This window comes from Sulfuricurvum sp. (assembly GCF_028710345.1).
In the GTDB taxonomy this organism is placed as follows: Bacteria; Campylobacterota; Campylobacteria; order Campylobacterales; family Sulfurimonadaceae; genus Sulfuricurvum.
The window spans coordinates 311,501-324,219 of record NZ_JAQTUH010000001.1 but is presented as its reverse complement, the minus strand read 5'-3'; the positions used below and the strand labels follow the sequence as shown (position 1 = coordinate 324,219).

At 35.7% G+C, this 12,719-nt stretch carries 13 protein-coding genes; all 13 read right to left on the bottom strand.

Annotated features, from left to right (window positions below; genetic code table 11):
* Position 1: 1 nt before the first annotated feature.
* The 13 genes from PHC76_RS01720 to rfbF all read right to left on the bottom strand — a co-directional run bounded on the left by PHC76_RS01720 (position 2) and on the right by rfbF (position 12,691).
* A complete protein-coding gene (locus PHC76_RS01720) occupies positions 2 to 385 on the bottom strand; it encodes a GtrA family protein (RefSeq protein WP_299970806.1) in 384 nt (127 codons plus the stop codon).
* 8 nt (positions 386 to 393) lie between these two features.
* A complete protein-coding gene (locus tag PHC76_RS01715) occupies positions 394 to 1,308 on the bottom strand; it encodes an NAD(P)-dependent oxidoreductase (RefSeq protein ID WP_299970803.1) in 915 nt (304 codons plus the stop codon).
* Positions 1,305 to 2,090, bottom strand: coding sequence for an aldolase/citrate lyase family protein (locus PHC76_RS01710; RefSeq protein ID WP_299970800.1), 786 nt, complete (start codon positions 2,088 to 2,090; stop codon positions 1,305 to 1,307). Before PHC76_RS01710 ends, PHC76_RS01715 begins: the two co-directional genes overlap by 4 nt.
* The gene (locus tag PHC76_RS01705; protein WP_299970797.1) at positions 2,087 to 3,172 is read right to left on the bottom strand and encodes an AroB-related putative sugar phosphate phospholyase (cyclizing); all 1,086 of its coding nucleotides are present in this window, start codon (positions 3,170 to 3,172) and stop codon (positions 2,087 to 2,089) included. Before PHC76_RS01705 ends, PHC76_RS01710 begins: the two co-directional genes overlap by 4 nt.
* Complete coding sequence (locus PHC76_RS01700) at positions 3,169 to 3,834, bottom strand: SDR family oxidoreductase (RefSeq protein WP_299970795.1); 666 nt, start codon at positions 3,832 to 3,834, stop codon at positions 3,169 to 3,171. Before PHC76_RS01700 ends, PHC76_RS01705 begins: the two co-directional genes overlap by 4 nt.
* Positions 3,827 to 5,626: a thiamine pyrophosphate-binding protein gene (locus tag PHC76_RS01695; RefSeq protein WP_299970793.1), complete on the bottom strand. Its 1,800-nt coding sequence runs from the start codon at positions 5,624 to 5,626 to the stop codon at positions 3,827 to 3,829. The genes PHC76_RS01700 and PHC76_RS01695 overlap by 8 nt, the downstream gene beginning before the upstream one ends.
* On the bottom strand, positions 5,623 to 6,807 hold the full coding sequence (locus tag PHC76_RS01690) for a glycosyltransferase 87 family protein (protein WP_299970791.1): 1,185 nt from the start codon (positions 6,805 to 6,807) through the stop codon (positions 5,623 to 5,625). The genes PHC76_RS01695 and PHC76_RS01690 overlap by 4 nt, the downstream gene beginning before the upstream one ends.
* A complete protein-coding gene (locus PHC76_RS01685; protein ID WP_300209745.1) occupies positions 6,807 to 7,514 on the bottom strand; it encodes a glycosyltransferase in 708 nt (235 codons plus the stop codon). The genes PHC76_RS01690 and PHC76_RS01685 overlap by 1 nt, the downstream gene beginning before the upstream one ends.
* Positions 7,515 to 7,522: 8 nt before the next feature.
* Positions 7,523 to 8,545, bottom strand: a complete 1,023-nt coding sequence (locus tag PHC76_RS01680) for a GDP-mannose 4,6-dehydratase (protein ID WP_299970786.1) — start codon at positions 8,543 to 8,545, stop codon at positions 7,523 to 7,525.
* Positions 8,542 to 9,414 (bottom strand): NAD(P)-dependent oxidoreductase, encoded by an 873-nt coding sequence (locus PHC76_RS01675; RefSeq protein WP_299970782.1) that lies wholly within the window; start codon positions 9,412 to 9,414, stop codon positions 8,542 to 8,544. The genes PHC76_RS01680 and PHC76_RS01675 overlap by 4 nt, the downstream gene beginning before the upstream one ends.
* Before the next feature lie 78 nt (positions 9,415 to 9,492).
* A complete protein-coding gene (gene rfbH / locus PHC76_RS01670; protein WP_299970889.1) occupies positions 9,493 to 10,818 on the bottom strand; it encodes a lipopolysaccharide biosynthesis protein RfbH in 1,326 nt (441 codons plus the stop codon).
* A gap of 2 nt (positions 10,819 to 10,820) precedes the next feature.
* Complete coding sequence (gene rfbG, locus PHC76_RS01665) at positions 10,821 to 11,918, bottom strand: CDP-glucose 4,6-dehydratase (RefSeq protein WP_299970778.1); 1,098 nt, start codon at positions 11,916 to 11,918, stop codon at positions 10,821 to 10,823.
* Entirely contained in the window at positions 11,918 to 12,691 is a 774-nt protein-coding gene (gene rfbF, locus PHC76_RS01660) for a glucose-1-phosphate cytidylyltransferase (RefSeq protein ID WP_299970776.1), read from the bottom strand. Before rfbF ends, rfbG begins: the two co-directional genes overlap by 1 nt.
* Positions 12,692 to 12,719 lie beyond the last annotated feature (28 nt).

Here is a 12,719-nt window from a genome sequence, read left to right as displayed (position 1 = left end):
GTTATACCTTAAACGAAAAGTTTTTGTGCATTATATAACTCCCAATAATTGTCAGAAAAGTTACAAAAGCTTGAGCTACATACATATTTAATCCACCTACCTCAACCAAAAACGGGAGAACAATCAAATTAACAAGAAATGCTGTTCCATAAACAACATAAAATCGAAAATATTCTCTAACTATATTTCCTTTGGTTTTAAAAACAAAAAATTTATATCCTACGTATGCGTTAGTGATGCTAAGAATGTAGCTTATAGCGAGAATCACCAAATAATGTACAGAACCCTCCAACCAAAAGTATAAGCCGGCGAATACACCGTATCCAAAAACAGTATTCCATCCACCCACAATCAGATAACGAATTTTTTGTTCGTGCTTACTCACAAATCGTTTCATAATTTTTTTGCAACAGCAATTTTTTTTGCTAAATCATCGCCTCTGATCTCATCCACATCAATCTGTGGCAATATACCTCGATAGTAATCCATCAGACGTGTGATAGTTTCCCTGTGTGTTGATAAGTGAAAACGATACTCACTCATTATGCGATTGTTTAATGAAGTATATTCTAGATTTAAACCCAAATTTTTAACGGTAATATCTGATTTAAATTCACTCACTTCATTGATCGTTTGCGCCAAAGTTACTAAATCTACTTTCTCCCCTTTGGAGATATTATAGGTGCGATATTGTCCATCATGCTCAATAAAATACTTAATCATTGCCACCATATCATCGATATCAATATAATCGAAATAGACATTTTGCATAATCTCTATCGGAAGCCCTAAAAGATTTTTGACGATGGCATTGGAGATAAATTTAAATCGATAGTTCTCATATTTCCCGTATGCTCCAAAAATACGGAGATTATAAATATTGTCACATCTATCAATATAACGGGCACAGATAGATTTATAAAATCCATAATCATCCTGCGGCAATGCCAATAAAGCATCCACTTCGAGAGCATCTACTATCGGTTTATGTTTACCGTACTCCGCACCACTTCCTAGGTGAATAATCTTTTTTACTTTTGTGGATTGTTTAGCGATATTAAAAAACATCCGAAGATTCGTATGAACGACATCATTTATCTCAGCAGTATCGCGCCCGCCTCCTCGGTTAGCACCATGTATGATAATCTCTATATTATGGTTGCTAACGTATTCATCAACTGCATTTTCATCCAATAGATTGAGTTCACTGCTTTTAGGGGTAAATAATGTGTATTTGGATGTACGACTAAGATACTCGGTTAAATTACGACCGACAAAGCCGTGAGCTCCGGTAATAAAAATATTCATTTTTGCCCTAAACGTTTTTCCAACATCTCAATTCTTTTTTCATCTTCACTTTTAATACGTTGATAATATCTTCGTTTGCTTTTAAGCCATAGTAGTTCAAACTCAACACCCGCTAAAATACCATCCGAAATGTTATGTATTGCATCTTTATTATAGACAATTTTTCTAGTTTCATATTTATCGATCAAATTTTGTGAAACCAGTGATTTTATAAATTCAGACGAATTAGTAGATATTGCTCCGCCCAATCCACATTTGAGACCTTTTGCTCTCGATTTTTGAAATATTTTTGTACAATATTCAAGCATTTCATCACTATCCGCAAAATTTCTGTCTTTCTCCATGGATGCTGTAAAATCTACCCTACCGATAGTAACACCAGAGAGTAAATTAATATTTTCAAGACTTAAGATATCATCAATATTGTTATAAGCGGTAATAGTTTCCACATTGAATGCAAACTCGATATCTTCACGATTATCCTCAGCAACAAATGTATCCACAGCATTGACAAATTTACTTACAGCAAACTTCGTTTCTGCCATTGGAGCTATTATCCCTGATACTCCCAGCGTAATAGCATTATAAATATCGGTAATTGCTTCAACTCCTCCGATTTTGATAATAATCGGTAAATTTACTTTTCCGGCAACATCTTTTAATCGCATGAGTTCGTCTTGTCTACTACCCTCATTTTCATATTCAGCTTTAATCTCAATGACACCATACTCATTTTTAAGCTTTGTTAAAACCTCTACCATCTCGCGTTCGATAATATTCATATTGTTCTCCCCACTAAAAAATTTCTCGTCACGTTTAACGCATAATCAAACTCTTCTTCTTCTATATCGTCCATCTTCTGCATTGCAAAAGAGCTATCCGGTATAATTGCCGTTAAAGCCTTGCCGATACGCTTTTTATCATTTTTCATTGCCTGTAATAACCGTTCTCGATCAAAATGACTATCCTCAAGATTTAGCGGTATATTTGGGGCAAAGAGCTTTTCATTGAGATGATCAAATAACTCTATACTCATCCACCCTCGTTTCAGAGAAACAGCATTAGCAAAAATCATCCCTACCGTCACTGCAATACCATGCGGAACATAATAATCGGTTACCGTCTCGAGCGCATGACCTAAACAATGCCCGTAATTGAGTAAATTGCGTCGCCCCTGATCAAATTCATCACCCTCCATATAGGAGAGTTTCACCCGCATATTATCTTCGATCAATGGTAATAGCTTAGTACGATCTTGTTTCGCTTTCTCGATCGTTTCTATAATCTGATCAAAGTTTTTATTAGGTTCTTCTTTCATAAGTTGAAACTTGATCGTTTCTCCGATACCGCTATAAAAATCAAGAGGGGTTAAAGTTTGTAAAAAAGCGGGGTTGATGTAGATTTTGGACGGTGGGTAAAATGTTCCCAATAGATTTTTAAAGGATTTAAAATTGATCGATGTTTTACTCCCGATACAACTGTCCGTCTGTGCTAAAAAAGTAGTCGGAACAAAAATCCAGTTTACACCACGATAGAGTGTTGAAGCAATAAAACCAGTCAAATCTTGAGTAATCCCTCCACCGATCGAAATCACTGTCAGATTCTTTTTGGCTGCTTTCGCAATGATTTGTTCGATCAATATACTCGCATAGTCCAGTGTTTTGTTCTCTTCGATGGCATCAAATAAAATGATCTCATCTTCTTTAAACACTGCATCGAAATAATTTTGATAGAGGGTAGCAACATTACGGTCAATCATGACACATTTATGCTCAATCTCTCTAAATGATTGTAAAAAATTAAAATTCTCTTCAAAAGAGACCGTATAATCTCTGAGATTCGAGTGTATTTGAAGTTGTGTCATGCCAAGAAGCCTCCATCAATGATTATCGTCTGTCCTGTTATGTAGGTATTATCCGAAGAGATCAAAAAAGCTACCGTTTTTGCAATTTCACTTGGTTCAGCAAAACGTCCCAAGGGGATAGTCGCTTTGATTTTTTGTTGTTCTTCGGGCGGAACATTCTTTTGGGTTAATTCGGTATTGACATATCCAGGGCACAGCGAGTTGACCAAAATATTATGTTCACCTAATTCTCGCGATAGTGCTTTTGTTACCCCATTAAGAGCAAATTTTGTTGCGGAGTACAATGTCCGATTCTCTTTTGATCGTATTCCCCAAATCGAGCTGATATTAACTATTTTCCCAGATCCACTATCTTTCATTGATGGGACTACGGCTCGAATTAAAGCGATTGGTCCGATTAGATTCGTCCCTAGCATCGTATCCATATCATCATCGCTAATGCTATCTACCGCACCGAGAATATTAATTCCGGCATTATTAATCAAAATATCAATAGTAGGATGTTGTGCACAATACTTTTTAATAGACTCTTTGCTTGAAAGATCAAGTTCATGATGAGAAGGGATCAATACCTCATAAATATTTTGCTCTCTTAATAAATCGGCAATTGCTTTACCGATCCCTTTGGATGCTCCGGTAATAAGAACAGTTTGCTTATTCATCGATGGTCTTTACAATCATGTTGGCATTAAATATTTCTCGATCTAAGAAAGGAAACATATCTTCCAACGGTTTAGAAACCATTCGCCCATCCGGTTTCGCTTCAGAAGAGAGTTTCGGTTCCATCTTTTCGCTCGGACTGAGCATCACTTCACACACTACCGGTCCCTTCATAGCAAGGACTTTGGATATATCATTAGCAAGATCGTTTTGATTGTCAATTTTATAGGTTGTAAAACCATATGCCTGAGCGATTTTAATCGTATCGGGGCAACTCACTCCGCTCTCATGGGTTGAACCGACATAGTGCCCTTTGAAAAAGCCCCCTTGAGTATTGCGGATAGAGATATAGCCGTCATTGTTGAGGACGAACAGTTTAATCGGGAGCTGATTGTGGATAATCGTTTGGAATTCTTGGATATTCATTTGCAAACTTCCATCACCCGTCACACAGATAACATCATGCTGATCATTCGCATAGCACGCTCCGATAGCAGCAGGCACATCGTATCCCATCGATGCACAACCGGAATTTACCACCACTTTTTGGTTTTTTCGTAAACGCAAACTCTGGTAAGATGCTACACAGGCTGTACCGTTTCCGAAAACAAAAATATCGTCATCTCTTGAAACGTTTGAAAATACATCATACAAATTATACGAATCTACTACGTCGTTAACCACTTGACGCTCAGTTGTAATCGTAGGAAAATCACGGCGATAGTGCTGACATCGTTCAATCCACTCACTGTATGATGGTAATTTGGCAGAATCAGTCGCTTCTAATAACTCGCTACAAAAAACTTTGGCATCCGCTTCAATCGGTATATCAATTTCTACCGTATGTTTTTTCAACTCGTTCGGGTCAATGTCAACCACAATTTTTTTGGCTTCACGGGCAAAAAACTCCCAGTTATAACTAACTACCCGAATATTGAGTCTTGCACCGATGGTGATAATCAAATCACTGTTCTGAACTACAAAATTTCCAGCACGATGTCCTAATGATCCCGAACGTCCAAAATAAAACGGGTCATCGTCTTTGACAATATCATAACGGGCAAATGTTGCAATAACAGGGATATTAAGTGTCGATGCCAGTTTTCGAAATTGTTCTACACCACCAGAGAGAGTAATGCCATTTCCGGCAATGATAACTGGACGTTTTGCATTTTTAAGTGCATCGATTACTGTATCAATTTGACAATCATACAGAGGTTCATCAGGGGGAATAAACCCTACCAGTGCATCCTCTTCGACCATTGCACCCTGTATATCAAGTGGTACATCGATCCATACGGGACCCGGACGGCCGTTTTTCGCCCAATAAACCGCTTCCTCTAAATGAGCACGGATTTTATTTTTATCCCTCACCATAACGGCGTATTTGGTAATCGGTTTGACAATATCGACGATATTGATCTCCTGATCACCGATCTGACGGAGATTGAGTTCTGGTTGAGAAGCAATCGTTGTTTCAAATTTCACCTGACCTGAGATAATGAGCATCGGGATTGAATCGACCCATCCGCCCATCACACCTGTAATCGCATTCGTCCCTCCAGGACCAGTGGTTACGACAGCAATACCTATTTTATTGGATACTCGTGCATACCCCTCTGCGGCTATTGCACACGCTTGCTCATGGTGATTACACACATATTTCAACCCACTATTTTTGCCGATTCCGTCGATAATATGCATATTTCCGCCACCGGAAACGAGAAAAACTGTTTTAGCCGTATCATTATGATCTGCTAAAAATTGGGCGATGAAATCACTAACTTTTATCAATTTGTCACCTTTTTATTATTAGAGTTGTTTGATAAAACTATCAATATTAAAGAAACCATAATTAATGGGTTTAGTAAAATTGATATTGATATATTGGCATATATAAAATAAAAATTTTTGGGAATCAATAGTAATGCGAATAGTACAATTGGAATCATTCCCATAGTATGATGTGTATCTTCTTCACGAATAAAATAAAAAATCGGGATAAAAACAAATAGTAATTTATAATCAAAGCTTACAAATGGAAAAAGCAACATACTAAATGTAATAATAGTTATCTTTTCCCATCTTTTTAAATTTTTACGCCACATAAAGTAAACAAGTGAGCTATAAATTGATATTACAGTTATAAAATATACTAACGATAATAGCTTTATACCTATTACTTTTTTCATTGCTAAATTAACAAATTTGAGAATTCCAAAAAGGCTGTTGTTGTAAGCCAATCCTCCAAAATCAGCTAAAACATAGTTATCTTTAAAAAATTGCTGCCCTAGTAAAATATTTTTATACGTTTCATTTAATTCACCCGAAAAACTATACATGGAAATTAATGTAATCAACGATGTTAAAAGTATCGTTTTTACCATTACTGTATATTTTTTATCAAGTAAAAAAAGAGTCAAAAAGATTATTGGGTAGAACTTCATACTTACAGCCATGCTTAAAAAAACAATTGCTAAATTATGTTTGTTTTCATAGTAAAAATACAAAGACCAACTCGTAAATAAAAAAACCATCCACTCAATATTAGCTCTATCTAAATCAAAAAGAAATGGATATGAGAGAAATATTAACAAAAGGATATTTTTATAACTACTAAAATGTTTAGGCTTAAAATAACTATTGGCAGTAAAAACAAATAAAACAGTAAAAACACCGATACTCAATAATAAAGAATATTTCCCAAATAATGAAAAAACATATAATAGAAGGTAAGAAAAAGGGTAATAAACAGCTTTTACAACACCATTATCATTAGTATATGGATTTAGATTACTTGCTAAATTAACCTCACTAATGAAATCAGTAAATTTAACCTCTGGAATAAATAAAAATGTATTATAGGGATAAGCCATTTTTAAATAATAACCATTAATATAAGAAATCACAACTGATAAAAAAAATCCAAAAATTACTATCGCTGATATGATTTCAATTTTTGTGTCTTTAGTCATTACCATCTCCTATTCACTAACTTATCTTGAATAAAAAGTTTTAAAAATGTTTTTAAATAGGATGCGATAAAAGCTACTAGACTTCTTTTTGTGATACCAAAAAGTCTTTGTTTAAAACTATAAGGAAGCTCTTTTAATCTAAATTCTTTTTTGTTTCTTACGAGTTTAAAGAGTATTTCTTCAACTACATCAAAATTGTTACAACTAAGAGTTAATTTTTTCAATTGATCCGCATTATATAATCTAAAACTATTTGATACATCATAGCACTTTATACCAATAACAAATTTATACAGTATGTTTACTATCTGAGACATAACGACTAAAATTTTATTATTTTCAGTATATCCACCTTCAATATAACGTGAAGCAATTATCAAATCATAATTTTCTCTATCCTCTAACATGGTAAGAATAAATTCTGGAGAATGGGAACCATCCGCATCCATAAATATTATATATTCACCTCTACACTCTCTCAACCCTGTTCTTACAGCATCCGCATAATAATTATGAGGTTCACGATTAATATATCTTATGCGCTTGTTTAACTGCGTTTCACAAAATTGTTTTGTTCCATCTAACTCTTTATTCGTATCCACAATAATAATTTCATAGTCATAAAGTTCTAACGTCGATTCTAATCTTGGGATGAGCACTCTAAGATTTTCTTCTTCTTGATAGCAAGGTAATACAACAGAAAGCATACATACACTCACGCTAAACTCTCCAACCAATTCATACTATTTCTCACCCCATCTTCTTTTGTTACATTAGGATACCATCCTGTACGTTGCTCAATTTTTGATAAATCTGCAACAAAAACCTTTTGATCACTTTCTCTAGGAGGAAGCTGAATATAGCTCATCTTGATATTTAACTCTTTTTCTAGAAATAGAAATAACTCAAGCAAAGAAAAAGAATTTTTCATCCCTCCTCCAATATTAAATGCTTCCCCTTTTAGTGCATTAATTTTTTCTGGAGCTAAAAGATACAACTTAACAATATCATCTGCATGCAGTAAATCTCTAACTTGTTTCCCATTGCCCGAAATAGTAAACATATCTTTTGCCGTTTCATTTTTAATTTCAATAGCTTTTTGAATAAACCATCCAAGCCAACCTTGATCGTAAGTTGAAAACTGACGGCCACCGTACATTGATGAGTGTCTAAACACGACTGTTTTTAATCCAAAAATTCGAGCATAGTCTAGCATGTATTGATCTGCGGAACCTTTGGATACACCGTATGGAGAATGAAAATCAAGCGTGATTGATTCACTAAAACCTTTTGGAAATGTCAAGCACGAATACCTTGATGTTGTTTCTTCATATTCAAATTGCTCTAAATCTCCATATACTTTATTTGTAGAAGAATAAACTATTATGCTTTCAGGTGAGAATTTTCTTACAGATTCAAGGAGATTAAAACTACCTAAAACATTTATTTCAAAATCTAACCTAGGATTTAAAATTGATGTTGTCATTGCAACTTGTCCTGCTAAATGATATATTATATCCGGACGTTGTTCTTTAATAACCATTTCTATATCATTTAAATTTCTTATATCTCCATGAGTGAATGTAAATTGCCCTTGTTTGTTTAACCATTCAAGATTTTGATCACTTCCATACCGACTTAAATTATCAAAAATAATTAAATCATCCCCATTTTGTATAATTTTATTTGCAATGTTTGAACCTAAAAAGCCACATCCACCAGTTATAAGGTACTTCATATATTGTTTTCCTCAATTAAAATTGTTTTTTTGAGCCCTTCTAATAAATCTATTTTTGCTTCCCATCCTAATTTTTTCAAAGCAATAAGATTTACATGACTTTCCATCGGCTCATTTTTTCTATAGGGAACTGCACCAAAATTAAGTAGAGTATTTTCATTAATTGTAATAACTTTTACCATTTTAACAAACTCTTCTATTGTTGTTAATTCTCCCGTACCAACTTCATACTCTATAAATCCACAAGATTCATTCTTGATTGAATTAACAAGTGTTAAAAAAACTTCTACAACATCATCAATATATATAAAATCCCTTTTTTGTTGTCCAAGAGTTAAATCAAGTTGTTTCACATGATCAAGCATAGATTTAATCACATACGTCGTAAATTTACTTGGATCATCATTTGGACCATAAAAATGTTCAAGTGCAATATTAATTGCATAAATTGAATCAGAATAAATTTTAAGCCAATCTAAAAATTGTTTTTTAGATAAAGAATACTCATTTACTCGCTTGTCCAATAAAGTATCTGTATTTATAAAAGTTTTAATCCCGTGTTCGATCCCAAGTAATAGTAGTTTTAATGGAAGCATTAAATTTGCTTCTACTATTTCATCTGCTTTTCTTTGAGATCGTCCATAGTTGGTAGCACAATGAATAATCATTTCAATGTGAAATTTTTTAAAGATATCAGCAAGATGCTGTTTATCAATATCATACATAACTATATTATTTATTAAATGTTTTATCCTATTTAATTTACTGGATGAACGTTTGAGTATGATAACTGTATGTCCTTGAGCCACTAAAGCATCAAGAATATGACTACCTAAAAATCCTGTTGCACCCGTTAATAATATAGTCATACAGCCACTTTCATTAATTTAAACACTACATATTTCCGTATTTTAAATTATGAGTACTCACATAGCTGCCCCAGTAACTCATTTTACAAACTCCCGAATCTTAGAAACCATATATCCGATGGCATCATCACCCATCCCAGGATAAAGACCAATCCAAAAGCTGTCGTTCATGATTTTGTCAGTATTTGGCAAATCACCGATTACTCGATAATCACTCCCCTCTACCATGCTATCAAACATCGGATGGCGAAGCATATTTCCGGCAAAAAGATTACGGGTTTGGATATTGGCATTTTCGAGATGCTCTACCAGTTCGTTACGACTAAAAGTGACACCATCTGCAAGCGTAATCATAAATCCAAACCAGCTTGGGTCACTGTTAGGTGTTGCAGAATTTAAAATCAATCCTTCAGCACCTTGGAGTCCTTCGTACAGCTTTGCAAAATTTTCTTTGCGCTTTTCAACAAATGTTGGGAATTTTTCGAGTTGTGCTACACCGATAGCCGCTTGCATATCGGAGACTTTGAGGTTGAAACCGAAATGACTGTAGACGTATTTGTGATCATACCCTTTTGGCAACGTTCCAAAGCTTTGTGAAAAACGGCATCCACAGGTATTATCCACACCACTCTCACACCAGCAATCTCGTCCCCAGTCGCGCATACTAAGCATGATTTTTTTCAAAAGTGGATTATCGGTATAGGTCGCGCCCCCTTCACCCATCGTCATATGGTGAGGAGGATAAAAACTCGATGTTCCGATGTCACCCCATGTCCCCGTAGGTTTTCCCTCATAGGTAGAGCCAAGCGCGTCACAGTTATCTTCAATCAGCCAAAGGTTATGGTTGTCACAAAACTCTTTTACCGCACGGAGGTTAAACGGGTTCCCCAACGTGTGTGCGATCATCACTGCTTTGGTTTTTGGGCTGAGTGCCTGTTCGAGTTGGGTAACATCGATATTAAAGTGGGTTAATTCCATATCGACGAAAACAGGAACAGCACCGTATTGGACAATCGGAGCAACCGTTGTCGGAAATCCTGCTGCTACGGTGATCACTTCATCCCCACGCTTTACTTGTCGCTCTTTTAACAAAGGAGAGGTAAGAGCGTAAAAAGCGAGCAAATTTGCCGAGCTTCCACTGTTAACCAAGAATGTCCATCGAACACCGAGATAATCAGCAAGTTTTTTCTCAAATTGTTTCGAGTAATCACCGTAAGTAAGCCAAAAGTCAAGACTGCTATCAACGAGGTTAATCATCTCTTTTTCATCAAAAACACGACCTGCATAGTTGACTCGGCTTTTTCCGGATACAAATGCTTTTTCTTGCATCGGCTTATGTACGAGCTCATAATACTCTTTAGTTTTGGCTAAAATCTCTTGTTTGAGTTGTTCTGCTTGGGTCATCATTATCCTCTTGTCCATAGTAATTTTTTAGTTTTTGCCTCAGTTATATAGTCCAATAAATCTTTTTCAGTGGTGACATTGCCGCTTTCGTAAAAATTTTTATACCATTTCACCGTCTTTTCAAACGTAGTTTCGCTATCCCACACATCTTTCCATTGTAAACGGATATGGGCTTTTGAACAATCGAGTTTCAAAAGATTGGCCTCATGAAGTTGATGGGGATCTCGATGGATCTCATAATCGATTTTATCCCAATGTTTTTTGACATGGTTTACGACCTCTTCAACCGTAATGCTTCCCTCATCACTAGGACCAAAATTCCACGCTTCACCAAATTCCACTTTCTCTTCTAACAACTTTTGCCCAATAGCCAAATAGCCGCTCAGAGGTTCAAGGACATGTTGCCACGGACGGGTAGCATAGGGGTTACGGATACTCACTTTTTTACCTTGTGACACAGAAAGCATAATATCGGTCATAAGACGATCTTTTGCCCAGTCTCCACCGCCAATTACATTACCCGCACGGCACGATGCCAGAAGAGTGTTATGTGATTTTTTATATTCGGCAGGATTGAAATAGGAGTTCCGGTACGAGTTGGCAAGCAAATCGGCACACCCTTTGGAAGAGCTATAGGGATCATATCCTCCCATTGGATCATTTTCACGGTATCCCCAGACCCATTCACGGTTTTCATAGGCTTTGTCACTGGTGATATTGACGATTGCTTTAACACTGTTTGCACGACACGCTTCGAAAACTTTTAGCGTTCCAATCACATTGGTTTCATACGTTTCAATCGGATTTTCGTACGAAAGACGCACAAGTGGTTGAGCGGCAAGATGAAAGACGATTTCAGGTTTATAAGTTGCAAACGTTTGATTAAGTTTATCCAAATCTCGGATATCACCAATAATAGAGGTGATATCGAGATTGAGCAATTCAATGTGATTTGGTTCTGTAGGGGCAGGAAGCGAATAACCGATAACATGAGCACCCATTTGATGAAGCCAGTATACTAACCATGAGCCTTTAAATCCCGTATGACCGGTTACTAAAATAGTTTTATTTTTATAGATTCCGCCAAAAAGTTTATCCATTACCAAACTTTCCAAGGGGCATTCTTACTATCCCAGAGCTTATTCAAATCCGTTTTGTCTTTTAAGCTATCCATCGGCTTCCAAAAACCGCGATGCTTATAAGTCATAATCTCACCTTCTCGCGCCAACGTTTGAAGTGGAGCTTGCTCAAATACTGTATTGTCACCATCTAAGATATAATCAAAAATTTTGGGTTCACAAACAAAAAAACCAATATTAACCCAGCCACCATCACCTTTTGGTTTTTCTAAAAAATTAGATACTTGACCATTTTCTTCTATATTCAATGCTCCAAAACGTCCTTCGGGCTGAGTAGAACACATTGTCATCGCTTTACCATGTGAGGTATGAAATTTAACCAGTTCATCAATATTAACATCACTTACTCCATCTCCATAAGTAAGCATAAATGGCTCATGTCCGATAAAGTGCTGTGCCCGTTTAACACGTCCACCTGTCATCGTCTCTAATCCTGTGTCAAGTAATGTCACTTTCCATGGCTCACTTGAGTTATTAAGAACTTCCATCTTCCCATTTTGCATGTCTATCGTTACATCACTCTGATGCAAAAAATAGTTGGCAAAATACTCTTTGATGTAGTAACCTTTATATCCTAGAAGAATAACAAAATCATTAAAACCATAATGACTGTAAATTTTCATTATATGCCATAGTATTGGTTTTCCACCAATTTCTACCATTGGTTTTGGTCGTATATCGGTCTCTTCACTTAAACGTGTTCCATATCCACCAGCTAATAATAAAACTTTCATCAAAACTCCATTATATAATACGATTTAT

Excerpts from the sequence above, each read along its gene's own strand:
- PHC76_RS01705 (WP_299970797.1), bottom strand. The coding sequence starts at position 3,172 with ATGACACAACTTCAAATACACTCGAATCTCAGAGATTATACGGTCTCT.
- PHC76_RS01680 (WP_299970786.1), bottom strand. The coding sequence starts at position 8,545 with ATGAAGTACCTTATAACTGGTGGATGTGGCTTTTTAGGTTCAAACATT.
- rfbF (WP_299970776.1), bottom strand. The coding sequence starts at position 12,691 with ATGAAAGTTTTATTATTAGCTGGTGGATATGGAACACGTTTAAGTGAA.
- PHC76_RS01710 (WP_299970800.1), bottom strand. The coding sequence starts at position 2,090 with ATGAATATTATCGAACGCGAGATGGTAGAGGTTTTAACAAAGCTTAAA.
- PHC76_RS01685 (WP_300209745.1), bottom strand. The coding sequence starts at position 7,514 with ATGCTTTCTGTTGTATTACCTTGCTATCAAGAAGAAGAAAATCTTAGA.
- PHC76_RS01675 (WP_299970782.1), bottom strand. The coding sequence starts at position 9,414 with ATGACTATATTATTAACGGGTGCAACAGGATTTTTAGGTAGTCATATT.
- PHC76_RS01690 (WP_299970791.1), bottom strand. The coding sequence starts at position 6,807 with ATGACTAAAGACACAAAAATTGAAATCATATCAGCGATAGTAATTTTT.
- rfbG (WP_299970778.1), bottom strand. The coding sequence starts at position 11,918 with ATGGATAAACTTTTTGGCGGAATCTATAAAAATAAAACTATTTTAGTA.
- rfbH (WP_299970889.1), bottom strand. The coding sequence starts at position 10,818 with ATGACCCAAGCAGAACAACTCAAACAAGAGATTTTAGCCAAAACTAAA.
- PHC76_RS01700 (WP_299970795.1), bottom strand. The coding sequence starts at position 3,834 with ATGAATAAGCAAACTGTTCTTATTACCGGAGCATCCAAAGGGATCGGT.
- PHC76_RS01715 (WP_299970803.1), bottom strand. The coding sequence starts at position 1,308 with ATGAATATTTTTATTACCGGAGCTCACGGCTTTGTCGGTCGTAATTTA.